Here is a 24,771-nt window from a genome sequence, read left to right on the forward strand (position 1 = left end):
CAGATACGGAACTAATAATCATTATTTATATATATTTACAGTTTCTTTTTTCCTAGCAAAGCCAAAAGTCGATCTCCTACTAAACCATAGGAACATGTTACCATCAAATGTTAATATGCCATTATTACCTATTTAATCACCACTTTAACGGTCTTACATTGCTTTGGGTGTTTTCGTGGTCGACCACCCTTTCGTTTCTTCCGCCTGCCCTTCGAGTGCTTGGTTGGTTTGCGGTGCAGTGCCATCAAAAATTGATCCCACGTTTTATTCATATAGACCCGAAGCAGCTTTAGAAATGACCATAGCGTTTGAGTGGTGTCAGCCTCCTTCCGGACCAACATGACTAAACCATATGCGATGAAGGCTAAAAAAATCTGGTTCCATACTGCCTCTGGATGGAAACTGTACAAATGGACTAAGCTCATATGTTGCTTCATCCATTTAAAGAATAATTCAATCATCCAGCGGCGCCGATAAATCTCGCAGATTTGGGCTGCGGACTTATCCCAGACATTCGTAAGCACACGGTACTGGCGGTTCTTCTCATCGGTATACTCCACTAACCGGAGCTGGGCTTCTATCACATGGCCTTCTTCATCCTTGTAGCTCACGATCACGTCAGCATCACGCACCACAGGCGTCGTTTCATCGATCTCGTGCTCGCAGATGATCGCCGTCTTGTTGCTTTTCTTAATGCGTGCCACGAAGCGTAGATTATCATCCAGCCACTGCTTATAGTGACCATATGTGATGTACCCGCGATCCAAAACATGAATGGCATCTTTATCGATCACCAGATCCAAAGCCACTTCGCTGTCAGCAACGCCTCGTGTGGAACAAACAATGTTTTCGGGATAGACGGTATCCGGGTCGCAAACAGCAAGTTTGGTGTGGATCTTTACCCCGTTGCTGTGTTTGGAGCAGTAGGCCCATTTTCCAGCGACATCAGGGAGTGTAAGTACCGTTGAATCGACAATGCTCAGTTTCCCGATGCCGGGGATACCCTGCTTCGGATAAAGTTGTTGCAAACGTTGTGTCACTTGAATCCATAGCTGCTGCAACACCGGTAAAGGCAACGCTCTGAGTGTACGTACGAGTTGGGAAGCGCTAATGGATTTCAAGTGGATCGCCTGCTGCAGCTGTTCGTTCGCACGCAACGCGTTGCAGATATCTTCGAGGTCCGTGCGTTTATTCAATTGAGCATCAATGAGTAGTTTGATCGCTCTCACGAGTGTAAACTTTCGTCGATAATTGAAGATTGGGAATTCGTCGTCCGAGAGCTGAATCAAATTTAGGCATTTACAAATGACGGTCTGATCTGGTATATTACCCATGGTCTTTTCTCCTTTTGGTGAGGGAATGGGTAACATGCCTATCCTTCAACATTAGGAGATTTTTTTATGAGTTACCAGATATAATCGATCAATAAATTGAAGAAAAAGTAATTAATGAGAAATATATTTTTCATGTCAGGTTTGGTGCAAGGCTAGTGGCGAAATGATGTAGTTTTGCAGGATTTTCTCGGAATTTAGCCTCTTGAGGCTAAAAATGCTGCGCCTGTGCAGCAATTTCATGCGGGGTTCAGCTTGCTGCACACCGGATCAGATTGTTGCATGCGGGGAACCGCTTGCCCTAACCTGTCCTGCCTTCCCCGGCCCCGCCCTCTTCCCAAGAAAAAGAAACTGTCGACAGGGGGATGTCGACAGTCTGAGCCAGGCTCTGATGAGTCTGGCTTTTTTGTGCTGCTTCTCTTTGTACTTCTCTTTGTAAGTCTCTTTGTACTTCTCTTTGTAAGTCTCTTTGTACTTCTATTTGTAATTCTCTTTGTAAGTCTCTTTGTAAGTCTCTTTGTACTTCTATTTGTAATTCTCTTTGTAATTCACTCGTTGTACTTCTCTTTGTATTTCTAGTTCTGCTTCTCCCCGTCATTGGTTCTTGGCATTAATTCATGGCATTGATTCTTGAGTTGGCTTCTGTTGGATTCAGCGGCATCGCCGCCTGAGCTGCCTCATGCACCTTTATTCAGCGAGGTTTTCATACGCATTCATGCAGCGAGATATTGCGCGAATCGAGAAACTCGTGCCAATCCTCTCCCAGCGTCTTGTCGGTGATGAGCGTATGGATACGATCAAGCGGACAAATGCTGGCGAAGGAGGTGCGGTCGAACTTCGTGAAGTCCGCGACGAGATAGACCTTGTTCGCGCGCTCGACCGCGAGCCGGCGCACCTCCGCCTGCTGCTCATTCGCATCGGTGATGCCGTGCTGCATGCTGACGGAGCGGCAAGAGATGAAGGCCAGGTCGAAGAAATAGCTGTTCATGTTCAGCTCGGCGTTCCGTCCGAGCGCGGACATGGAGCTGGAAGAGATGCCTCCGCCAATCATGACGAGATGGACGTTGCTGTTATCGATCAGGGCGTTGGCGATTTTGAGCGAATTGGTGACGACCGTGATGCGCTTATTCTCCAACTGCTGCGCAATATAAAGCGACGTCGTCGACGCATCCAAAAAGATGGAGTCGCCGTTGGCGATAAATTCCGCGCACCGTTCGGCCATGCGCTTCTTGCCGTCGACGTGGATATGCTCCCGCAGGTTGACATTCACGTCATTCTGCACCCCGTCCGGAACATAGGCTCCCCCGTATGTACGTATTAGAACGCCCTCGTCCTCCAGATGCTTCAAGTCGCGGCGGATCGTTTCTTCCGTCACGTTGAACAGGGAGGTGAGCGCGGCGACGGTCACGCTCTTCTGCTCCATAATGATTTCTTTGATTTTGGCTTTTCTGGCTACTGGTAACATGTATCTATTCGCTCCTGAAAACAGACATTTTATTGTTTTCCATTAAGTATAACATACTTTTCTCCTGATAAAAGTACTGCGTTTTATGGTTTGGTTATCGTTTGTGTGCCGATAAGGACCTGGTTCAATCTGAGTATAGAATAAAAAGTAGAAGAATGATGAATTTTGCACGCAGAAAACAAACATAAAACAATAAGAGTCAAAATAAAACATTGACAAACAACGTATGAAGTAGGAAAATGAATCACATAAAGGACGTGTTCGAAAGCGGACTTTTTGAACAACCTCACTCAGGCATGTGCATTATGGGAATCTACAGGAGGTGACATCGTGGTAACCCAAGCAACACCCTACTATTCTGATTTTGAAGCGAAAAAAATGATTTGTGAAATCGGCCGAAGAATGTACCTCAAAAATTTCGTGGCTGCCAACGACGGGAATATTACGATAAAAACCGGTCCCAACACGATCTGGGCCACGCCGACAGGAGTAAGCAAAGGGTTCATGACCCCGGACATGCTCGTCAAGCTGGATTTGGACGGGAAGGTGCTGGCCGGCAACCGGAAGCCGTCTTCCGAGATTAAGATGCATTTGCGGGTCTATGCGGAGAATCCGGACGTGCGCGCGGTCACGCACGCGCATCCGCCGGTGGCGACCTCGTTCGCGATTGCCGGCATCGATCTCGATCAGGCCGTATCTCCGGAGGCGGTTGTCATTCTGGGAACCGTCCCGGTCGCGCCGTATGCGACGCCGGGGACGCAGCAGGTGCCGGACTCGATCGCTCCGTTCTGCAAGGATTACAATGCGGTGCTGCTGGCCAATCACGGCGCGTTGACCTGGGGCAAGGACATCATCGAAGCCTATTACCGCCTGGAGTCGCTGGAGCATTACGCGCTGATGCTGATGTACTCCGGCAAAATCATCGAGCAAGCGAATGAATTGAACTGCAGTCAAGTGTCCGACCTCATCGAGATTCGCAAGAAGATGGGCATTCAGAGCGGAGGGACGCCAACCTGCAAGCCGGAGGGGGCAGTGAAGCCGAGCCCGAGCCGCGGGGAAGCGCACCCCATGAGCGAAGCCGACAAGGAAGAAATCATCAGTCAGATTGTCGCCAGAGTCACGGAACAAGTGCTTCAGAAGCTTCAATAGAAGGGGTGAACGAAGTGGGCATCAAGCTATCGGAATCGGATATCCAGAGCATTATTCAAGGCGTGTTGAAAAATATCGAGCAGAGCTTGCCGGGAGGCCGGGCCGGGCAGAGGGCAGCCAAGCACGCGGCCGTCGGGCATGCGGAGGCCGGGCAGGCGCGGCCGGAAGCGCAGGAGTCGGGCGGTTCGCCTGAGGAGAAGGAGAAGGGAGGCGAATGGGGCGTCTTCGCCGAGGCGGAAGCAGCCATTGATGCGGCTTCCGAGGCGCAGGCGGCCTATGTCCGGCAGTTCAATCTGCAGGATCGGGAGCGGTTCATCGCCGCCATCCGCCGCGCGGCGCTCGAGCAGAAGGACGTATTGGCGAGCATGACCTGGAAGGAGACGAAGCTCGGCCGCTATGAAGATAAAATCGCCAAGCTGGAGCTGACCGCGACCAAGACGCCCGGTACTGAAGACTTGATTTCGAAAGCGTTTACAGGAGATGACGGACTTACGCTGGTGAAGGAAGGCCCGTTCGGCGTCATCGGCGCCGTAACGCCGGTGACGAACCCGGTCGAGACGGTGATCAACAACGCGATCGGGATGCTGGCGGCAGGGAATGCGGTCGTCTTCAATGTGCATCCGTCCTCCAAGGCCTGCTGCGCCTACGCGGTCCAAATGATCAACCGGACGGTGCAAGAGGCGGGCGGGCCGGCAAACCTGGTCACGATGGTGAAGGAACCGACCAAGGACACGCTGGACGCGATTGCGCAATCGCCGAAGGTGCACCTGCTCGTAGGAACAGGAGGACCCGGATTGGTGAGAGCGCTGCTGCGCTCGGGCAAGAAAGCGATCGGCGCGGGCGCGGGCAATCCTCCCGTCGTTGTGGATGACACCGCCGACATCGAGCGGGCCGCCAAAGAAATTATCGCGGGCGCTTCCTTCGAGAACAACATTCTCTGCATTGCGGAGAAGGAGGTGTTCGTCGTGGACAAGGTGGCGGACGATCTGCTGTTCCACATGCTGAATCACGGCGCATACCGGCTGGACGACCGCGAGCTGGAACAGGTGATGAGCTTTGCGCTGGAAGCGAACGAGAGCGGGACCGCCAGAGGCTGCTCGCTCGATGCGAAGCGCGAATACCACACTGCGAAGGAGTGGATTGGGAAGGATGCGGCTTTGTTTTTGGAGAAGATCGGAGTCGTTCCCGGCAAGGAGGTCAAGCTGCTTATCTGCGAGGTCGACTTCGGGCATCCGTTCGTGCAGTTGGAGCAGATGATGCCGATACTGCCTATCGTGCGCGTGAGCGATCTGGAGGAGGCGATTCGCCTGGCCGTCCTGGCGGAGCACGGCAATCGGCATACGGCATTGATGCATTCCACGAATGTGGTGAATCTCGCCGCCTTCGAGCGCGCGATCGGCACGACGATCTTCGTCAAGAACGCCTCGTCGCTCGCGGGTGTCGGTTCAGGCGGAGAAGGCTTCACGACGATGACGATCGCCGGGCCGACGGGCGAAGGCTTGACATCGGCCCGCACGTTCACGCGGAAGATGCGAAGCGTTCTTGCGGAGCGCTGAACCTGAACACCTCAATTCGGGAACAATCCCGGGCAAGAGAGGGAGATGACGATGGCAGACGGCAAAGCATTGGGATTCGTGGAGGTTCAAGGCTACAGCGTGGCCCTGGCGGTGATGGACAAAGCCTGCAAGACGGCTGACGTGCATATTCTAGGAATTGACGCGAATAACCCGCCGGAGAACATGGAGACGTCGATCCCGCTGATGGTTCAGGTGAAATTCAGCGGCACGGTCAGCCATGTGCAGACAGCGCTCGGGGCGGCACGGGAAGAGGCCTTGACGTACTTGCGCGAGGATCAAGTGATTACGAAATGCATTACGTCAGGCAGCCCTGGCATCGCCTCCTTGCTGAAGCAGGGCAAAGTAGCGGTGAGATAGACGGGAAGCCGGCGTCCATGTCCGGCCATGGACAGGAACAGGCTCGGGCTTCCCGGCATGAAGGGGAGGGGGCGGCATGAAGCGCGAAGGGAAGCAATCTCTTGGCATGATAGAAACGATAGGCATCACCCCGGCTATCCGCGCGGCGGACATGATGATGAAATGCGCTTATATTACCGTATTGAGCATGGAAAAATCGGGAGCGGGCATCGTGACGGTGCTCATTCAGGGCAAGCTGGATTCCGTTCAGGCCGCACTCGAGATCGGCGCGCTGGAAGCGCAGAATACGGGGGAGCTTGTCGCCGTCCATGTCATCAACAATCCGGATGACGGGCTCGCCGAGCTGCTGCCGCGCACTGAAACGGAGGGAAGCCGACAATGACATACGATGCGATTGGCGTAATCGAGGCCCGCTATTTCGCGACGGCGCTGGAGATGACCGATGCGATGAGCAAGGCGGCCCAGGTGGAATGGCTCGCCAGCGAGAAGGCCTTGGGCGGCAGGCTGGTGACGATCATCATCGGCGGCGATGTCGCCAACGTGAAGGCGGCGGTGGAAGCGGCCAAGGCGGTCTGCGCTGGCAAAGCGGTCAATCCGCTCGCTCATGCGGCGGTCATCCTGAATCCTCATGCGGAGATCATGAAGTTCGTTATGTCTGCGAAGGCGGGGAAAGAAGAGTGTGCCGGGTCTGCGGGAGCGGCGGTTGCTGCGGCATGGGACGCAGCCAAGGCAGCAGCGGAAACGGCCTTAGACGCAGGCAAGGCATCATCTTCGGAGCAGGCCGTCAGCGAACCGAAGGCAAAGCCGGATCCGGCTGCCGATGCGGAGGCCAGGCCGGCTGCACGAGCCGGAACGAAGACCCCGTCAACGCGGAAAGCTTCCCGGCCGGCCGCGGTGGAGAAGAATAAGATGAAGGAGGAGCAACGAGATGAACCAAGCATTGGCGATTGTGGAGACGAGAGGCTTGACGGCGGCGATTGAAGCGGCGGATGCGATGCTGAAGGCGGCGAATGTGGAGATTGCGGGCACGGAGAAAATCGGTTCCGGACTCGTGTCGGTTATGGTTCAAGGCGATGTCGGCGCAGTCAAGGCCGCTGCGGAGGTCGGAGCCGAGGCGGCGCAGCGCGTGGGCGAATTGGTAGCCGTTCATGTCATCCCGCGTCCGCATGGCGATGTGGCGAAGCTGATTGCCGCAGGGAAGTAAGACGGGCAAGGCCGGAGTCATTGAACTTCATTTTCATATCCACAAGGAGGCTATCCAAATGAACGAATCATTGGGAATTATCGAGACGAGAGGCTTGACGGCGGCGATCGAGGCGGCGGATGCGATGCTGAAGGCGGCGAATGTGGAGATTGTGGGCACGGAGAAAATCGGTTCCGGACTGGTGACGGTCATCGTACGCGGCGATGTCGGCGCGGTCAAGGCCGCGACCGAGGTTGGCGCGGAAGCCGTGCAGCGGTTGGGCGAGCTGGTGGCGGCGCATGTGATTCCTCGTCCGCACAGCGATGTGCTGAAAATTCTCCCTTCCCTGAAATAAGCGGGATAACGGTCATTGGGACAATCCATTCATGCTGCAAGAAGAAGGCTGGGCAGGAAGGAAGCCTCAGGAATGGGGCGAGACAAGCGGCTTGGCGGCGGCAATCGAACCCGGCCGATGCGATGCGGGAAGCCGGAGCGGAAGCGCGCAGAGCGCAGGAGAATTCGCGGTTGAGCAGTCATCCCGCGTCTGCCGAGAGCCTGCATCCTGCCTGGCAAGCCATCATGGCGGTGATAAATATGACGGAACAGGTTAATAAGGAACTGACGGATTATATTACGCAGTTGGTGATGGAAGAACTGGAACGCTGCGGCTTGGCTCCTGCCCGTGAGCCGCTCCGCTTCGTGCCTGTCGGCGTCTCTGCGCGTCATGTGCATCTGTCGCAAGCGGATATGGAGCTGCTGTTCGGCCCGGGCAAGACGCTGACCAAGTTCAAGGATATTTCTCAGCCCGGCCAATTCGCGGCGAACGAGAAAGTCACGGTTGTCGGCCCGAAGGGAACGATGGAGAACGTCCGCATTCTCGGGCCGTTCCGCAAGCATACGCAGGTGGAGATTGCGGCCAGCGAGGCGCGCAAGCTGGGCCTTCAACCGCCCGTTCGCGAGTCGGGCCGGATCCAAGGCTCACCGGGCGTGCAGCTCGTCGGTCCGCACGGCGCCGTGACGCTGGCGCAAGGGTGCATCATCGCCGAGCGCCATATTCATATGACGCCTGCCGATGCCCGTGCGTATGGCGTGCGGCATGGGCAGAAGGTGCAGGTGAAGGTGCCGGGCGACAAAGGCGGCACCATGGATCGCGTATCGATCAAGGTGCGGGAGGATTACGCGCTGGAAATGCACATCGATACGGATGATTCCAATGCCTTCGGCATCAAGCAGGGAGACGCGTTGGAAATATTGCGGTGAAAGCGAGGCTTATGGCGATGAAGATGGGCAAAGTGGTGGGCAATATGATTTCCTCCCGCAAATATGACGGGCTTCAGGGCTACAAGCTTCTCCTCATTGAATTATGCTATACCGAGCCGAAGGCGTATATCGTCGCGGCCGACACCATCGGAGCCGGTCTCGATCAACTCGTGCTGGTGGCAGAAGGCAGCAATATTCAGCAGGCGCTCACGAAGCCGGCGCCGATCGACGCGCTTGTCGTCGGCATTATCGACAGCGAACCCGCGCTTCCCGCCGCTGCCCCGCCTTCCGAGTGAGGAGGAATTCCGATGAATGAACCGAAGGTACTGGCGGATCGGCAATCCGGCGGCCCATCGCCCGGCGTTCAAGGTGAACGCGGAAGGCGGGCGCTTGCGAACTATATCGGATTGGCGTTCCAAGGGGGGAGAAGCGCGGATGAGGCGCTGCAGCGGGCCGAAACGCGCATTATCGCCATGCAGCAAGGAGGAGGCTGATCCTATGAAAATCATCATTATCGGCGGAGTCGCGGCAGGCATGTCCGCCGCATCCAAGGTGAAGCGGACCTCTCCGGAGGCGGAGGTCGTCGTATACGAGAAGGGGAGCTTTCTCTCTTACGGCGCCTGCGGCTTGCCATATTATGTGTCGGGCGCGAACGACGATTACCGGAACATGATCGCGCGCACCCGCGAGCAGTTCGAGCAAGCGGGCATTCAGACCCGCCTGCGGCATGAAGTCCTGAAGATTGTTCCCGAATCGAAGCGGATTATGGTGAAGGATCTGGACAAGAACAAGGTGTTCCTCGACCATTACGACAAGCTGATGATCGCGACCGGGACCGTTCCGATCGTGCCGCCTCTGCCGGGCAAGGACGTGCCGGGGGTGCATCTGCTGAAGACGCTGGAAGACGGCATCGCGCTGAAGGAGAAGGTCGCTTCGCCCGACGTGCGGGACGTGGTCATCGTAGGCGGCGGCTATATCGGCATCGAGGTGGCCGAGGCGATGGTCGAGCTCGGCAAGCGCGTCCGGGTCGTCGAGCTGGGCGATCGCATCCTGAAGACATTCGACCCGGAGATTACCGGAATCGCTTCCCGGGAATTGGCGGACAAAGGCGTCAGCCTGAACACCGGGGAGCGGGTCGAGGCGATTGACGGAACGGAGCGGGTGACCGGCATACGGACGGACAAGGGCGTCTATCCGGCGGATATGGTCATCTTGTCGGCGGGAGTCAAGCCGGCGACCGGCTTCGTGAAGGGGACGGGAATAAGATTGGCCCGCAACGGCGCCATTATTATCGATCGCGAGATGAGAACAAGCGTGGAGGACATCTATGCGGCGGGGGACTGCGCCGAAGTATACAGCCGCGTCATGGAGGAGAACACGTATATTCCCCTCGGCACGACGGCCAACAAGTGCGGGCGGCTTGCAGGCTTGAATCTGCTGGGCAAGCATGAGAAATTCATCGGCACGCTGGGCAGCGCCGCGATCAAAGTGCTGGGCCTTGAGCTCGGCCGCACCGGCCTGTCGGAAGAGGACGCGAAGCGGCTGGCCATCGATTATGGAACGGTATGGGTCAGCGCCGCCGATCATCCGAAGTATTATCCCGACCCGACGCCGATTCATTTGAAGCTCATCTATGAGAAAAAATCCGGCGTTCTGCTGGGCGCGCAGGGCATCGGGGAGAAAGGGGTCGTGCTCCGCATCGACATTTTGGCGGTCGCGATTCATAACCGCATGACGGCGGCGGAGATGGGCATGGTCGATCTCTGTTACGCGCCGCCGTTCGCCGGCGTCTGGGATGCCGTTCATATCGCATGCAATGCTATCAAATAGGTGGTGGACCGAATGAGTCGAAAAATAATTTCCCTCCAGGAAGCTGCCGCGCTGGTGCGCGACGGCGACATCCTCGCTCTCGGCGGCAATGTGCTCCACCGCGCGCCGATGGCGATGGTGCGGGAGCTGGTGAGACAGCGGAAGCGCCGGCTGCGGCTGGTGAAGACGGCGGGGGCGCATGATATCGATCTGCTGTGCGCGGCAGGCTGCGTGAATTCGGTCGATGCGGGCTTCGTCAGCTACGAGACCGAATACGGACTCGCGATGCATTACCGCACAGCGGTGGAGCGAGGCGAGGTGCAGGGGCATGAGCATGCGTGCTATACGGTCATTTGCGCCTTGCGGGCGGCGGCCGCGGGCGCTCCGTTCATGCCGGTGGCCGGCTTGAAGGCGGGGGATCTGATCGCCGCCAACGATTATTTCGAGGTCATCCCGAATCCGTTCGGAGATGAGCCTGTCACGGTGGTCCGCTCGATCGTGCCTGACGTGGCCGTGCTGCATGTGCAGGAGTGCGACGAGGACGGCAACGCCGTCATTCTCGGCCCGAAGTTCGAGGATGCGCTCATGAGCCGCGCCGCCAAGCGGGTCATCCTGACGGCCGAGAAGATCGTGCCGAAGAGCAAGATGCGAATGCGCCCCGACAGCGTCGATATTCCTCACTTCCTCGTCGAGGCCGTCGTTCACGCTCCGCGCGGCGCGGCGCCATGCTCCTGCGATAAGAGCTATGAGCCGGACTTCAAAATGCTGGAGCGGTTCGTGAAGATGAAGACGGCGGCAGAGATTGAGGCGTATGTGCAGGCTTATGACAGCAAGGATCGAAGCGGGATGAAGGCAGGTGGCCAGTGGTGAATCAGTCGAATCAAACGCAAGCGGCTTCCCAACAAGGACGGGTCAGCGACATCATGGTCTGTGCGATGGCCCGCATGCTGCAGGACGGGGAGACGGTATTTCACGGGGTGTCATCGCAGATGCCGATGGTCGCCATGATGCTGGCCCGGCAGCTTCATGCGCCCAATCTGGTCCATCTGAACATTCCGGGGGGCGTCAACCCTTCCTCCATTAAGAAGGCATCGTACTCGTCCGCAGGGGCGGATTTGCTGGCCAGCGCGGAAGCGTATTTTCCGCTGGATCAGGTCTTCGACCTGTCGATGCGCGGCGGGCTGGATGTCGCTTTTCTCGGCGGCGTGCAGTTCGATGGGCGGGGCAATGTGAACGCCTCCGTCATCGGGGATTACCATAAGCCGAAGGTCCGCTTGCCTGGCGGAGCCGGGAGCGCCGTGCTTATCCCGACCGCGAAGAAGGCGATTATATGGCGGACGAAGCATGATCGGCGCACCTTCGTCGACAAGGTCGGCTTCGTGACGACACGGGGCAATGTATGGCGGATCGTCACCCCGCTATGCGTGTTCGCGATGAAGGACGGGATGCTGATGCTCGACAGCATTCATCCGACCTCCTCCCTGGAGGAAGTCGTGCAGAACACCGGTTTCGAGGTCAAATACGATGAGCTTCGCTTCACTCCGCTGCCGACAGCCAGAGAACTAAGCGTATTGAAGCAGATCGATCCGTTCGATTACCGCTCAAGCGAATTTTGAGCTTCCTGTGTCGTAACTCGCAATTTTCCATGATGAAAACAACCCGCAAGCCAGGCTTTTCCTAAAGGAGAGGCCGGAATTGCGGGTTATTTGCGCCGGTCAGACCGTATGATGATCCCCCGGTTCTCCTCCGATATCGCTCAAATAGTCCGGGACCGGGTTCACCGGATATTGGCCGAAGGGCAGGATATAGGTTTCTTGCCCCAGCGGTCCGCCCCACTTCCGTTGATAGTAGCTATGGTACAGCGGAAATGTCACCTGGTGGAGCAGCGTCAAATAGGGATCGGACTTCACCGTTGAGGCCCCGTCATTATGATGGGTCACGCCCAGGCCGGTATGGGCGATCTCGTACCCGGAGAGGAGCACCCTGCGGTACCAGTCCTGATCCGAGAAATACATCGGCAGCGCCGTGTCCCACGGTCCCGCGGCCTTCACGGCCTCCATCCGGAATGCCGCCAGCGTATCGAGATTGGTAAACGCGATGCCCCATTTGTGTCCTTTTTGAAGCCAACGGTTCAAAATAGCCAAAAAGGCTTCCGGTGTCCCCTCATGCGCTTCCGCGTCGCTGTGCATATATAATACGGCATCGCACTTCTGTTCCGCCCCCCAATATTGCAGCAAGTTCTGCGACTGGCTGTGCGACAAGGGAACGGGCGGGACATAGACCGTAACCCTGGAAGACAAGCCGGGAGCGCAGCGCAGCTCCTGCCCCGGCGAATTGTCAATGACGACCGTGTGCGGCCAATAGCGCCGAATGCTGCCTATCGCCCGGTACAGCAAGTCCAACCGATTGACATAGAAAATGCCGACAATAAACCTCACGTATCTCCCTCCTTGCTGTGCTTGCCGGTTCAGCCGAGCTTTTCTACATACAATGCAGCCGCGAACCAATCCGCTTGTGGCTTTGAGAAGGAATAGGAGCCGAATAGGAAAATAGGCTTGTTCCGTGTCGCTTCCGATTCAAGAAATTTATCCCTTCGAAAGAGAAATTTATCCCATCAATTATAATAAGGGACAAAAATATTTAACATTTACATTAATATTACATTTAGAGGTAAAATGACCCAAAATAAAGTCTGAATTTGAAAAGCCGCAATGTATTCGTTTTCTTGGTTCTTCATGCGGTTTTACTTTTGCATGCCAATTAGGATAGGTTGATTAGTAGAAATGGCGTAATCTGTAAACTAAGGAGGCGAGAGGAGATGTTCCCGTTTTTTGAGATCGGGGTCAAGGAAGCCTTGGCCCTGACCTCAAAAAACGAGTCTTGTACCCAGAAATCAGCTGAAGGTTAGAGAGAAAAAGGAGTGGGTGCCATGCATTACGTTTTTTATGGAACAGCTGTTACGTTTCTGGTGTTTCAACTTCTGTATACGATCATTCCGTTGCTGTGCAGCAAGGTGAAAAAGCTGAATCCCGATCTTGATGAAAAGTCGATTTCGGTGCTCGTGCCCGCCTATAACGAGGAGCTTACGATCAAGAATTGCATTGATGCCATGACGGGCCTGCATTATGAGAATTATGAAATCATCGTCATCAACGACGGTTCCAAGGACGCCACCTTCGCCAGGCTGGACGAGCTGCTCGAATTGGAGCCGGATGACCGGGAAGCGGACCATAAGCTGTCCTATAAACCGCTCAAGGGATTTTACCGTTCCCGGCGGTATCCTCAGATCTTTGTTATCGACAAGCTGAACGGCGGCAAGGCGGACTCGCTCAATGCGGGCATCGATTGCGCCGCTTCGGAGATCGTGATTACGTTGGATGCGGACAGTATGCTGGAAGCGAACGCGTTGAAATACGTCAATCAATACTTTCATCAAGACGATGTGATTGCGCTGGGCGGCACGGTCAAGATTGTCCAGGGCGCAGAGAAGCAGAACGGCGTCATCGTGGAGAGGTTCCGGGGCAGAGGCCTTATTAAGAGCCAAATCATCAATTATATTCACGGCTTCTACGTCCGCAAATTGACGCAATCCGTCTTTAATTCCATTGTGGTCATCTCCGGCGCATTCGGCGCTTTTTACAAAGATATATTAATTCAGGTGAACGGATTCCGCAGCACGGTGGGGGAAGACATCGACATTACGTTGAAAATTCATGAGTATATGAAGGCGAAGCAGTTGAAGAAAAAGCTGGTGTATGCGCCGGAAGCGGTCTGCTACACCGAATGTCCGGAGAACCTGCCCAACTTCTACAAGCAGCGCATTCGCTGGCAAAAAGCATTTGTCGACTGCATCTTAATCTACTGGTCGAAGCTGTCGCACCAATTTTCCTCTGGCGTAAGCCTGTTTTTTGCGATCGACGGCTTTATGCTGGGCACCTTCTCGGCGTTTACCACGCTATTTTATGTGGCCCAGGCTCTCATCGCAGGCGGAAATATCATTCATGCGCTTATTTTTCTGCTGATTAGCCTGGTGTTCAATGCGGCCCAGATCATTATCTCCTTGTACTTATGCAAAAAATTTGGCAGCACTTATTCTTTCAAGGACTATGTGAAAATGTTCCTGTTCAGTCAATACGAATTGCTTACTTACCGGAATTTGCTGCTCTACATTAATATTGCCGGGACATTCAAATATTTTGACAATGATGAAGGCTGGGGCTTCGTCGAGCGCAAAGGCGTCGCCGCGATTAGCCAGAACATCGCTGCCGGATCAAATTAATGGAATGGGGGAGCATGCATGAGCAGCGTTTTTCACAATAAACGGATTTTATATGTGGATATCTTGCGAATTCTGTCTATTATCGCCGTCATTATTTTGCATTTTACCGCGGAATTGTTGACCAGCTCGAATGATTTCAACACCTCCTCATGGTGGATTAGCAATTTGTTTAATTCGATCTCGCGCTTTGCCGTTCCGGTGTTCTTCATGATTAGCGGGGCGATGATTCTGAGAACCGAGATCCCTTCTTATCCGGAGTTTTATAAAAAGAGGGTCGTGCCCTTGCTCATTCCGCTTGTGAGCTGGTCGCTCATTTATGGCTTGTACAATCAGTACTATATTTTAAAAAGCAAGATGAGCGCCTACGAGTTCGTGCTCGACTTCGGCTACCGGCTGCTGACGGACAGATCCTATGTGCATTTGTGGTTCCTGTATGCGATTATCGCGATTTACATGACGGTTCCCCTTATCAGCAAATTAATCAGAGCATGCAGTGAACGGGATCTCCGTTATTACCTGCTGCTGTGGTTTATTGTCAGTATCGCGTATCGCTTTTTCTACGATGCCGTCTTTCGCGCTACGGATCGGTATATCGACATTCCGATGATGAACATCCCCTTTTTCATGGGGTTTCTGGGCTATTTTATTTTGGGATATTATCTCTTTCATTACGATCTGCCGCCGCGGGCGAAAAATATCGTGTTCAATCTCGGCATCGTCTCCTTCTTCCTGACACCGGTCGGGACGTATTTCGTCTCGCAGCGGAACGGCATGCTGGATGAGATGTTCTACGGCAACTATTCCATCACCACCTTCTTCATGGCGGCCGGCATGTTTATTTACTTCAAGGAAAAGGAAGAGCGGCTGAGCGAAAAAGCGAATCATAAAATCCAGAAATTAATCAGTTCGGTTTCCAAGGCGAGCTTCAGCATCTATTTAATCCATCTGCTCATCGAAATGCTGGTGTCCGGCCGCACGGAAGTGCAGGCGTCGGTGCTGGAGGCGACGATCAGTCTGCTCGTCAATATAGCAGCCATATTCAGTATCAGCTATATCACCGTCAAGGTGCTTAATCTCAATAAAGTGGTTACCTACGTATTATTCGGCGGAAGAGGGTAGAGCGATGAAAGTAAACCTGTGGACGAAGTGCTTTATCGTCGTGCTGCTGGCCGGCATGGGCCTGTACTTCTATCAAATCTCGAGCGCGGACGATCGCAAAGTCACCGCGGTCTATGTGGAAGCGTGGAAAGATTACAAGAATATCAAGCTGTCGGAAAAAAATGTGGACATTGCGTTTATCGCCTTTGCCAAGATCGATGGCACGAATATTTATTTTCATGAAGACGGGGCGACCAATGATCAGATCAAAGAAAACATTAAAAAGCTGAAACAGCATAATCCGAAGACCAAAATGGTTCTGGCGGTGGGCGGCTATGGCGCGGATGGCTTCTCTGACGCTTCCCTGGACGGCAACCGCTATCTGTTCACCGAGAGCATTATCAATATGGTGAAGGAGCTGGAATTGGACGGCGTCGATATCGACTGGGAATATCCGGCGTTCCACGCTTGGAATACGCAGAAGGCGCGCCCCGAGGATACGCAAAATTTTACGAGTCTCATGAAGGAATTGCGGGAGAAGCTGTACCGGCTGCCGCACCCCAAGAACAAAAAGTATCTGCTCACCTTCGCTTCGGGCACCCAGGACTGGTATTTCCAAAATGTCGAGGTCAAACAAGTCGAAAAATACGTCGATTACATCAACGTCATGACCTACGACTTCACCGGCAGATGGTCGGACACGACCGGGTACAACTCCAATCTGTATCCGGATCGCGAGAAGAAAGCCAAGCACAGCATCGATCAAGTCATCACGATGTACCTGGACCATGAGATTGACAGCAAGAAGCTGCTGCTCGGCGTCCCTGCCTATTCCTACGGCTGGAAGGACGTCAAGAGCAAGACGGACGGCGCCTTCACTCCCGGCAAGCCGATCGATATCGACAAAACGGATCTCAGCTACAAAACGATCGAGAAATCCTACTTGAACAAAAACGGCTATAAGCGCTACTACGACGATCAGGCCAAGACAGCCTACCTCTATAACGGCAACACCTTCATCAGCTATGAGGACAAGGAGGCCCTGGCGGAAAAGGCGAAATACATCAAAGCCAAAGAACTGGGCGGTGCGATGGTCTGGGAATATTCGCAGGACGCGGAGGACGGGATTGTGAAGTTTTTGGGGGAGAATTTGAATAGGTGATGGGGTTATGTAGTTGGTAATTCGCTAAAAATCGCTGTTGTTGCGGGGAGCATTACCATCGGTATAATCTTGGCTATTCTCCTCGTTCAAAGTGAGCGGAAGAGGAAAAGGTTAAAGCTGTCGGGAATAGAAGATATCGATCGGATGGATGGGATACAATTTGAACATTATCTCGACCTTTTGTTCCAATCTCAAGGGTATTCAGTCAAAGTAACAAGAGCAGCCGGGGATTATGGCGCCGATCTCGTTCTCGAAACAGACGGTAAAGCCATTGTTGTTCAAGCGAAGCGTCATAATAAAAATGTAGGTATAGAGGCGGTACAACAAGTACATAGCTCTATGAATTATTATGGAGCTTCCGAGGCATGGGTTATTTCGAATAGAGAGTATACTGATGCGGCAATGACGCTGGCCCGGAGCAATGGCGTACGCCTTATTGACCGCCAGGCCCTTATTGATATGATTCTTGCAATGAATCCCGAGGCTGTGCCACAACCACAACAGATCATAATGGATACAGTTCAAAATAATAATATTTGTATTAGGTGTGGGAGCTTGTTGGTCGTACGCAAAGGGCCACGCGGGAAATTTTATGGATGCAGCAGCTTCCCCAAGTGCAGAAATACAAAACCAATGTAAGGAAGCACGAATCGTATTCAGAGATCCACGAAAAGTTAAAAAGAACGGAGATCAATAATCTCCCGAATATCGTCGATGCCCAGCGCGTCGGCGATTTTTTCGATATGTGCGAAATTGATGTTTGCGCGTTTGCCATTCGACAGTTCACTTAACGCAGCATGGCGGACATCTGCTAAGCGGGACAATTCCCGCAGAGAAATTCCGTGTTTTGTGGTTAGCTCAGCAATTTTTACTACCACTTTTTTGCCCATTTTTGGTTCCCCCAAACTTACATGATTTGACTATACGCATCAACGTACCATATAATAAGTTTTGACCTGGTACGCATATGCGTATAACAAAGAGGGACAAGAAATAATGGAGGAAATATCATGCCAGACTGGGTTAAGGAAGCGCTTTGTCAGCGTCTTGAACTGCTTACAGGGAACGCCGAGATGTTACATGATGTCCTTCACCTAAAGAACAAATTACATCAGTTAGAGAATCTATTCATAGACCAATTGGATAATGCGGGAGAGAAAAAATTACATCGTGAATTGTTAGCTTTACACGAGCAGATCGCATCTCTTCAAAAGAGCTGGCTTTATGCTAAGGGGGTTCAAGACGGGGTGAAGATGATGATTTTTCACCAAAGATCAGAGCAGGACTTACACGCGGATGAATAACAGAGCAAAGTCATAATCAATGTGCTCAATGGTCACTAGACTGTTGAGCTTTTTATTTTGCATCATAAATCGACATCGAAAGAGGAACTTCTACCAAAATCTCGAAACATATTATATAAGTCTTCAGATATAGTCTTACGTTCCTAAATCAAAATGATAAATCAATCAAATATATAACTATATATACTTTGAAAGAGTAGATGGATATCCTATGAGTTTGGTCTGATGACATTACCTATTTACTTGTAAATTCCACTCGTGATATCAATTTACCTTAGCAAAGGATAAATTGCTGTGAAATCACGCGCTCTAACAAATGTTCACAACTAAGATTTTCTCAGATCTTTGGTGAAGAATTATTTATCATATTATCGTTACTGGTACCTAAGGATTTTTAATGTTAAGGTAAATGTTAACAGTCACCATCTTGTAAAGGGTGCGGTGCCTTACAACTGATGAAAGATGTTTGTGGGAATATTCAGTTCTAAAATTGCTATTTGCTATAGTGATTTCTTAGAAACCCTTTGAAATCTATCATCCACAGTTAACATAAGAGCTTGTTCTTTGAGAAATGAGCACGATGGTTCCCATCCGTGAAAGTGGGCGTGTCTATATTTGAAAAAGCTTCCGATATGTTTGTCAATTTTGTAATAATATTCAACATTAATAAAGAGGTATTTTTGGTATTTTGTCGAAAATCAATAGACAATAAGACTCATTTATTAGTGCAGATCAGTAGTGATTTATATTACCCCAAAGGAGGGACCTATGGTCATATCGGTACTGGAGAATACCGCACAGGAGTCCAACGATCTCCTAAAAGATATTTTCATGTCAACTGAGAATAATACGACTGAGTTTGCTCTTCACCCGTTGGTTAAATTGAGTGCGAGCTTCTCATTTGATTCAATAATGGAAAAAGCAAATAATCGGCTAGCAGTTGTGTTCCCGAGAAGATTTCAAAGCCCGGTTTTGATTACTGTATTGTGTGGGCTTGAACTCCTGAAGGAAAAGCATGAGTTTGTTTCGCTAGAGAGGATTTCATTTCCCAAAGAACAAAAAATTTTGTTGAATGGGTGCCTTGTAGAGTATATCGGAAAAAACATTTCTACTGACCAAATTATTGTTAAATGCAGAGACGGGATATCTAAGATTCCTTTCAGAGTGGTTAGAGCTCTGGGAATTATCCGGAGTGAAAGACAGCTGGATAAAATGGAAGATCTATCATACGAATGTTTTTCTGTAGAAAACTCGAATGTTCTTAATTCTTTACTCAATATTAAAAAGAAAAATATAGTTAAACCAATTCAAAATGTAATGCTTATCTCAAAGATCGGTGAAACGGAAAAAAAGATTGATAAACTCTTGATAAACCGGATTAAAGCAATTGAGTTATTCCACTGGGGAAAAATAACTACAGATGGGGAAATTTCTGTAATTGGATCTAATCAGTCAGAATCTGATCCTGTAGCAGTAATAGCATCGGATTTTTAGAGGGCATCTTACTATTTGGAAAATCACCCTGGCAAAACTGGAGCAGTTATTATTGATGGATTGTCCAGCTGTATCAATAATCTGCAGATTCTACATGATGACATATTGGAGAATAATATTCCCGTGGTTGTTATACTCGACCAATCTGAAATTGACATGGTTGAGCATCTTGAAGTTCGTGGATTTAGAATCTGGCAGTGGAACAAAGAAAACAAAAATTTATCTAACACCACATCTATTGTTGAAAAACATTCAGTTTTCTACCAGATTGATAAAGCGATGAGTAACTTTACTAAACTTGAAGTAACCGTTAAGGAATGTGAGTTTCCATTAGTTAAGCAAGTCATGGAACATATTTGGCAAATCGAAAAGATCATTGACAAAAACAATGAGCAAATAAATAGCTTGCTAAATAAAATTATTTTTATTGTACTTGAATTATCTCGATTGATTAGAGTTCCGACGGAGACAAAGATGGCTGAGCTTGAAGACAAACTCAGAATTCTCAATCAACAACTAAAACACGCTAGGCTGTGGATTCCTATAGAACAAGAAAAACTCTTTTCTACTGCTTTGGAATTGTTACTTAGTATTAATGTAAACAAATTTAATAAGAAGAGGCATAAAATTGCGTTATTAAAAGATCGGTTTAATACTTCGGATGAATGGGATAGTATAGCGCTGGTGGTGCATAAAAAGAACGAAGTTGAAGATTGTCGTGATTTCTGGGGGGGGATAGTTAATCAGAAAAATAGGGCGAATATCAGTTTTTATACATTTAAGGAAATTATCGAGTCAGATTTATCTTATTCACCAACTGAAATTATTGTATGTGGCTGGCTAGGTTATGAGAAAATGACTAAAATCATTAACTCATGTTACAGTTCCAAAATTACTCTTTTGCTCTATTCTTATGAAATGGAATGGTATAGATTTGCAAAACGGAAATGGAGTAAATATAAAAATTATAATGTACGCTATAGTGATTTTCCGCAAGTAAGTATTAAAGAAACAAGGGATAAATTGGTGGAACCTGAAGTCACTACCACAGTTCCGAAGGCTGTTAATGAATTTGAAGATTTTGAATTGAGGATGAATCAGCTTACATATTCCCAGTACATAGTTCCATCTGGAGACAAGACGGAGGCAGTACAAGCTAGAATGATTCGTTATGCGGGATCATGGTTTTCATTTTGCACTGCGTCTCATGGTCTACATGTTGTTACGGATTTAATTAGGGCTTGCTGAATAGGTATAGGTAAGGCTTTGAATAGCTCGCCACCTTTTCCCCACCTCCACACCGTGCATGCGACTTTCACCGCACACGGCGTTCCATCTTGCTACTTGAATTAAACAACAGTGCCCAAGTTACTCATTTTGCGGTATTGGTTTACCTTTTTAATCATGCTGCCTGTTAGGCCAAGCATGTTTATGAGTTTCATAATCGTTTCCTGGTTTGTGGCATGAATAAGTGTATGGACATCTTGATGAAGGATCCTCAGGTTATTGTAGCTGTCATCTCCACCAAGGTAAGTTGGAAGATAATGATGACAGTGCACATCGTCTGCATAAAGGAATATACCTGTGATCTCGCATTTTCCCATGACCATACTGTACCTACTAATCCGATTATCCAAGTATTCTGCACTGCGTTGAGGATTGTCTGATTTCATTAATATAATGATTTCTGATTGTACAAATCCAACCAGTTTTCTAGTAATCCTCTTCCGCCCCTCGACAGTAAATGGAGTTATCTCTTGACTGAAGTTCAGATTGTTAGAGGTAGTTACATCTACTATCGGGTATAAGTAGACTCCATCCACCTTGAACGTGCGATAACTGGTTGAGTAAAACTTCCTATATGTCGGAGGTGGATTATCAGGATGTTCGTATTTACCAGCCCGTTTCAAACGATTATAAGTGAACTTTTTCAGGTCATAGGCAAGTCGTGAGAACTCAATGAACACATGCGTTGCTTTCCTAAAGTAATTGTGAATCCCGAGAACAAAACTATTGAATTTGTGCACATTACCGGCTGAGGGTGATTGTTGAATATGTTGAATAAGTTTCTTATATTGTATCTTAATCTGTTGTTTTTTCTTCTCAATCACACCGGTATGTGCGAATTTTTGATTTCTCAGGGGAAATGTCCAACTTAAGGCGATCTTTCAAATAAAGTTTTACGGCATGGAACCATTTTTGGGCCGTTTTCCAATCACGACAGAGGATTTTGAAGTCATCGGCGTATCTGACGATGAATCCTTCTTTAAGCTTTGACTTCTTAAGAGCATTATATTTATTCCTCTTCGTATATGCATGTTTTGTTTGGAAATTCTCCCATTGTCCAGCTACCCAAGTATCAAGATCGTGCAGTGCAATGTTAGAAAGTAAAGGGGATAAAATTCCTCCTTGTGGGGTTCCTTTTACAGGAGTACCTTCACCTTCTATTACAGCTTTTAGCATTCGACTGATAATCCGTAAAACCTTACGATCGTGTATTCCAAGATTCCATATCTGCTTTAGCAAGGTTGAATGATTAATGTTATCGAAGAATCCTTTGATATCGATGTCTACGATAAAGTGAAGTCCCCCGTTATTAATCAAAAATTGAACTCTAGCCAATGCATTATGGGTGGAGCGCAATGGTCTGAACCCATAACTATGTTTATAAAAGTGCGCCTCGGCGATTGGTTCAAGTACTTGCTTAAAGCACTGCTGTATTAGCCGATCTAGAATGCATGGAATTCCCAGTGGTCTCTTTCTCCCATTAGGTTTTGGAATAAAGACCCGTCTAACCTTTTTAGGTTGGTAATTCTTAAGTTTTGTTTTAACAAGGTTCACAAGATCGCTGTCTGTCATTGTTTTAAGATTCTCGATTGTTTTGCCATCTGTTCCTGCTGTTTTAGATCCCTTATTTGACTTGATTGTACGGTAAGCAAGAAGGATATTTTCTCTTGATGTGATTAGTTCATAGAGACGTTTGAATGTTTTTCCTTGCTTGGCCTGCTCGTGTAAGTCTGTAAAGGTATCTGTTAGATTATAGTAATCCCAATAACGCAGAGCCTGTATTGTGGCAACCCCCTTGCAGAGATTGTCCCCACATTCATACCCGACCGATACAGTTCACTTTTGGAAAGTTGTTGTCAAGTAACAAGACTCAGGGCTGTTCCTCCACTTCTATTACGGAAGTTTCATTGGTCGTGCCCCTACTCTCACAAGGGTAAATGCATTTCGGTGTAACCTTATAGCAACCGTCTTGGACGGCAGTCCATTGTTGCAACGTCCCTTGCTTTCCTTGTTCCTTCTATCCTAGCTATGCATACTGCCCTTAGGTGACTCCTTTGAACCTGCAAGCTTGATACCGCCATTGTTCGGTATAGCGTATTTCCTAACATGTAATTGTACTTTACGCCACTTGCCCCAACATTCATTGGTCAACATGTTTCCATGAGGTAGGCATTTAGATTCTTACATTCGGAGTTTCGTCAGTTCCCCTTTGAACATTCTCACCATAGGCAATTTTTCAGCCGTCCGGCATATCAGTAAGCATACCTTCCTTGATTGGTGGCTCCAGCTTCCTTCTGCCGACTTCACCTAGCTTCATACCTCATGCCCTGCCGAACAAGACGCATGTAGGAGTCTCAACGGAACAGTTTTGGAAAACATGGATTCCTCATTCCTGTTCTCGGATAGAAAGTTAGACTTTTCTTTATAAAGTCCTTGCTTTTCCTGAAGTTATTCAGTTATAGCAAAACAAGTCGCACACATATTGCCTTTTAGGCCACAGAGGCTGACGGCACAGATTCAGCAGCAGTCTGAAAATCGGCAAAAAGAGAACGCGCAGCTTGCGTTCGAGATTCATAACAAGCAGTTGCAGAGCAATGACCGTTTCGCTTGTCTCTCGAAGGCGTGCTCGAATACGCCCCAGTCCGTAGGAGCGTTTGCCTTCTCCGAATTTTCCTTCGATCGCGTTACGCGTTGAAGCATCCTGTCTGGCCTGGTTCCGATCGGGTTCCGCTTCTTTCTTCGGACGTCCTAAGTTTGGACCACTCAGACGAATGCCGTGCTCCTTACAATAGCGAAGGTTCTCCCGGTTTCGGTAGATTTGGTCGGCTAGAATGGCTTCCGGATAACACCCATATCGCTGGACGAACGACTCCACGGAAGCTTTCAGTGTCATGCTTTCGTTGAAGTTATCCCAGGACAGCTTCTCCATCCGAGCGTAACCATCCACCAGACTGATCGCCAGCTTTGCTCCAAACTCGACGGGAGCATTCACTTTCCCGCGGACAATCGGCCGTACATGCGGTTGGGAAAGACTGACGATTCGATCTTCCACCGAGTGTGTCCGTTTGTCGTACATCTCTTGCTGTTGACGATACAGCTCGGAAATGACGAGCAATTGCCGATACTGCTGCGAACCCAGTTGATTCAAGCTGCTTTTCGCTGCCAGCATTTCGATGATGCGAAGATTACGCGAAACATAACGAAGCTGTTTGCCAACCGCTTTCCGGATGGCTTTGGCACCCGTTCGCCGTTTCTTGGCGATCTCGAGGTAGCGTTTGCGGGCGGTTTGACGATACGTTCTCGGTTTCTTGGCCTTCCCGACGAAAGGCTCGTGCAGAACATCGATGATCGCTTCGAGTTTTTCCCGCGCCTCGTTCAATAATTTCAAATCGGTCGGATACGAGATGTCGGCCGGTGCGCAGGTCGCGTCGAGCATCAAGGTGCCTTTGTTGCATGGTTTCTCTTTGCTTTTGCCGTCTTCATTAACGGATGTTCCATCAGAGCCATGGCCGCTGCCTGGAGGATCTTGAGGATCGCTCTTGTTTTGTTCCTGCTTCTTTCGCTCTGCGTCCTCTTCCAAAATCCAATCGTTGATTCGTTCAATGACATCCGCACCCAATCGCTTGCGGAAATGGGTCAACAGCGAGTGATGGAACGGAGGCTTATCTTGGAACGCCGGCAGCCCAAGGAAGTACTGGTAGTACGGATTTTCGGCGATCTGCTGGACCGTCTCTCGATCATCGAGCTGCATACGTTCCTGAATGTACAGCGCTCCCAAAGCCATACGAACAGACAAAGGGATCTGACCGCGCATTGATTTCTTGAACGACTTCGCGTAGAGTTCTTCTGCCCGCCACCACGGGATGATAGCGGCCAGTTGCACCCAACGGTTCTCCTTATTTAATTTACCGCCAAACGGCAAGTAGAAATCTTCGAACAACTGAAGCTGGCTTTCGGTTCTACGATACATGTCGGCTCACTCCACGTGCACGATTTTTTGCAAGAAATTCGCATTC

At 50.2% G+C, this 24,771-nt stretch carries 26 protein-coding genes and 1 pseudogene; 20 read left to right on the forward strand and 7 right to left on the reverse strand.

Features of this window, described 5'->3' with window-relative positions:
* Positions 1 to 128 precede the first annotated feature (128 nt).
* Both OCY70_RS00575 and OCY70_RS00580 read right to left on the reverse strand, forming a co-directional pair.
* On the reverse strand, positions 129 to 1,334 hold the full coding sequence (locus tag OCY70_RS00575; RefSeq protein ID WP_261944490.1) for an IS4 family transposase: 1,206 nt from the start codon (positions 1,332 to 1,334) through the stop codon (positions 129 to 131).
* A 700-nt stretch (positions 1,335 to 2,034) separates the two neighbouring features.
* Positions 2,035 to 2,796 carry a DeoR/GlpR family DNA-binding transcription regulator gene (locus OCY70_RS00580; RefSeq protein ID WP_213430199.1) on the reverse strand — a complete coding sequence of 254 codons (762 nt, stop codon included), beginning with the start codon at positions 2,794 to 2,796 and terminating at the stop codon, positions 2,035 to 2,037.
* A gap of 378 nt (positions 2,797 to 3,174) precedes the next feature.
* On the opposite strand from OCY70_RS00580, the gene OCY70_RS00585 reads away from it, so the two are divergent.
* From OCY70_RS00585 to OCY70_RS00650, 14 genes are all read left to right on the forward strand, one after another.
* The gene (locus tag OCY70_RS00585; protein WP_213430203.1) at positions 3,175 to 3,945 is read left to right on the forward strand and encodes a class II aldolase/adducin family protein; all 771 of its coding nucleotides are present in this window, start codon (positions 3,175 to 3,177) and stop codon (positions 3,943 to 3,945) included.
* A gap of 14 nt (positions 3,946 to 3,959) precedes the next feature.
* Complete coding sequence (locus tag OCY70_RS00590; RefSeq protein WP_261944491.1) at positions 3,960 to 5,501, forward strand: aldehyde dehydrogenase family protein; 1,542 nt, start codon at positions 3,960 to 3,962, stop codon at positions 5,499 to 5,501.
* A gap of 51 nt (positions 5,502 to 5,552) precedes the next feature.
* A complete protein-coding gene (locus OCY70_RS00595) occupies positions 5,553 to 5,879 on the forward strand; it encodes a BMC domain-containing protein (protein WP_213430197.1) in 327 nt (108 codons plus the stop codon).
* A gap of 76 nt (positions 5,880 to 5,955) precedes the next feature.
* Positions 5,956 to 6,261 (forward strand): BMC domain-containing protein, encoded by a 306-nt coding sequence (locus OCY70_RS00600; protein WP_213430196.1) that lies wholly within the window; start codon positions 5,956 to 5,958, stop codon positions 6,259 to 6,261.
* Positions 6,258 to 6,860 (forward strand): BMC domain-containing protein, encoded by a 603-nt coding sequence (locus OCY70_RS00605; RefSeq protein ID WP_213430195.1) that lies wholly within the window; start codon positions 6,258 to 6,260, stop codon positions 6,858 to 6,860. Before OCY70_RS00600 ends, OCY70_RS00605 begins: the two co-directional genes overlap by 4 nt.
* The gene (locus tag OCY70_RS00610) at positions 6,808 to 7,083 is read left to right on the forward strand and encodes a BMC domain-containing protein (RefSeq protein WP_087440595.1); all 276 of its coding nucleotides are present in this window, start codon (positions 6,808 to 6,810) and stop codon (positions 7,081 to 7,083) included. The genes OCY70_RS00605 and OCY70_RS00610 overlap by 53 nt, the downstream gene beginning before the upstream one ends.
* A gap of 58 nt (positions 7,084 to 7,141) precedes the next feature.
* Complete coding sequence (locus OCY70_RS00615; RefSeq protein WP_087440596.1) at positions 7,142 to 7,417, forward strand: BMC domain-containing protein; 276 nt, start codon at positions 7,142 to 7,144, stop codon at positions 7,415 to 7,417.
* 31 nt (positions 7,418 to 7,448) lie between these two features.
* Positions 7,449 to 7,673 (forward strand): hypothetical protein, encoded by a 225-nt coding sequence (locus OCY70_RS00620; protein ID WP_213430194.1) that lies wholly within the window; start codon positions 7,449 to 7,451, stop codon positions 7,671 to 7,673.
* A complete protein-coding gene (pduL, locus tag OCY70_RS00625; RefSeq protein WP_213430193.1) occupies positions 7,657 to 8,322 on the forward strand; it encodes a phosphate propanoyltransferase in 666 nt (221 codons plus the stop codon). Before OCY70_RS00620 ends, pduL begins: the two co-directional genes overlap by 17 nt.
* Complete coding sequence (locus OCY70_RS00630) at positions 8,319 to 8,618, forward strand: EutN/CcmL family microcompartment protein (RefSeq protein WP_249725475.1); 300 nt, start codon at positions 8,319 to 8,321, stop codon at positions 8,616 to 8,618. Before pduL ends, OCY70_RS00630 begins: the two co-directional genes overlap by 4 nt.
* A gap of 12 nt (positions 8,619 to 8,630) precedes the next feature.
* Positions 8,631 to 8,816 carry a hypothetical protein gene (locus OCY70_RS00635; protein WP_213430192.1) on the forward strand — a complete coding sequence of 62 codons (186 nt, stop codon included), beginning with the start codon at positions 8,631 to 8,633 and terminating at the stop codon, positions 8,814 to 8,816.
* A gap of 4 nt (positions 8,817 to 8,820) precedes the next feature.
* Positions 8,821 to 10,152, forward strand: coding sequence for a CoA-disulfide reductase (locus OCY70_RS00640; protein ID WP_213430191.1), 1,332 nt, complete (start codon positions 8,821 to 8,823; stop codon positions 10,150 to 10,152).
* Positions 10,153 to 10,164: 12 nt separating this feature from the next.
* On the forward strand, positions 10,165 to 11,001 hold the full coding sequence (locus tag OCY70_RS00645; RefSeq protein WP_213430190.1) for a CoA transferase subunit A: 837 nt from the start codon (positions 10,165 to 10,167) through the stop codon (positions 10,999 to 11,001).
* The gene (locus OCY70_RS00650) at positions 10,998 to 11,747 is read left to right on the forward strand and encodes a CoA-transferase subunit beta (RefSeq protein WP_249725474.1); all 750 of its coding nucleotides are present in this window, start codon (positions 10,998 to 11,000) and stop codon (positions 11,745 to 11,747) included. The genes OCY70_RS00645 and OCY70_RS00650 overlap by 4 nt, the downstream gene beginning before the upstream one ends.
* Before the next feature lie 99 nt (positions 11,748 to 11,846).
* Here the strand turns inward: OCY70_RS00650 and OCY70_RS00655 are convergent, their stop codons facing one another.
* A complete protein-coding gene (locus tag OCY70_RS00655; protein WP_213430189.1) occupies positions 11,847 to 12,569 on the reverse strand; it encodes a glycosyltransferase family 2 protein in 723 nt (240 codons plus the stop codon).
* A gap of 491 nt (positions 12,570 to 13,060) precedes the next feature.
* Between OCY70_RS00655 and OCY70_RS00660 the strand changes: the two genes are divergently transcribed.
* From OCY70_RS00660 to OCY70_RS00675, 4 genes are all read left to right on the forward strand, one after another.
* Positions 13,061 to 14,410 (forward strand): glycosyltransferase, encoded by a 1,350-nt coding sequence (locus tag OCY70_RS00660; RefSeq protein WP_213430188.1) that lies wholly within the window; start codon positions 13,061 to 13,063, stop codon positions 14,408 to 14,410.
* Positions 14,411 to 14,428: 18 nt separating this feature from the next.
* Entirely contained in the window at positions 14,429 to 15,529 is a 1,101-nt protein-coding gene (locus tag OCY70_RS00665) for an acyltransferase (RefSeq protein WP_213430187.1), read from the forward strand.
* A gap of 4 nt (positions 15,530 to 15,533) precedes the next feature.
* Entirely contained in the window at positions 15,534 to 16,670 is a 1,137-nt protein-coding gene (locus OCY70_RS00670) for a glycoside hydrolase family 18 protein (RefSeq protein WP_213430186.1), read from the forward strand.
* 144 nt (positions 16,671 to 16,814) lie between these two features.
* Positions 16,815 to 17,309, forward strand: a complete 495-nt coding sequence (locus OCY70_RS00675) for a restriction endonuclease (RefSeq protein WP_249725473.1) — start codon at positions 16,815 to 16,817, stop codon at positions 17,307 to 17,309.
* 35 nt (positions 17,310 to 17,344) lie between these two features.
* Here OCY70_RS00675 and OCY70_RS00680 read toward each other — a convergent pair whose 3' ends face one another.
* On the reverse strand, positions 17,345 to 17,560 hold the full coding sequence (locus OCY70_RS00680) for a helix-turn-helix domain-containing protein (RefSeq protein WP_213430185.1): 216 nt from the start codon (positions 17,558 to 17,560) through the stop codon (positions 17,345 to 17,347).
* 120 nt (positions 17,561 to 17,680) lie between these two features.
* Between OCY70_RS00680 and OCY70_RS00685 the strand changes: the two genes are divergently transcribed.
* Together OCY70_RS00685 and OCY70_RS00690 are read left to right on the forward strand one after the other, a co-directional pair.
* Complete coding sequence (locus OCY70_RS00685; RefSeq protein ID WP_213430184.1) at positions 17,681 to 17,974, forward strand: hypothetical protein; 294 nt, start codon at positions 17,681 to 17,683, stop codon at positions 17,972 to 17,974.
* Positions 17,975 to 18,805: 831 nt separating this feature from the next.
* A pseudogene (locus OCY70_RS00690) lies at positions 18,806 to 20,716 on the forward strand (DrmE family protein).
* A gap of 101 nt (positions 20,717 to 20,817) precedes the next feature.
* Here the strand turns inward: OCY70_RS00690 and OCY70_RS35685 are convergent.
* The 3 genes from OCY70_RS35685 to OCY70_RS00700 all read right to left on the reverse strand — a co-directional run bounded on the left by OCY70_RS35685 (position 20,818) and on the right by OCY70_RS00700 (position 24,725).
* The gene (locus tag OCY70_RS35685; protein WP_315973907.1) at positions 20,818 to 21,435 is read right to left on the reverse strand and encodes an HNH endonuclease signature motif containing protein; all 618 of its coding nucleotides are present in this window, start codon (positions 21,433 to 21,435) and stop codon (positions 20,818 to 20,820) included.
* Positions 21,436 to 21,571: 136 nt separating this feature from the next.
* A complete protein-coding gene (locus OCY70_RS35690; RefSeq protein WP_315973908.1) occupies positions 21,572 to 22,327 on the reverse strand; it encodes a reverse transcriptase domain-containing protein in 756 nt (251 codons plus the stop codon).
* A gap of 880 nt (positions 22,328 to 23,207) precedes the next feature.
* A complete protein-coding gene (locus tag OCY70_RS00700; protein ID WP_261944492.1) occupies positions 23,208 to 24,725 on the reverse strand; it encodes an IS5 family transposase in 1,518 nt (505 codons plus the stop codon).
* Between the last annotated feature and the right edge of the window lie 46 nt (positions 24,726 to 24,771).

Origin of the sequence: Paenibacillus melissococcoides (assembly GCA_944800085.1) — a bacterium.
Classification (GTDB): Bacteria; Bacillota; Bacilli; order Paenibacillales; family Paenibacillaceae; genus Paenibacillus_B; species Paenibacillus_B melissococcoides.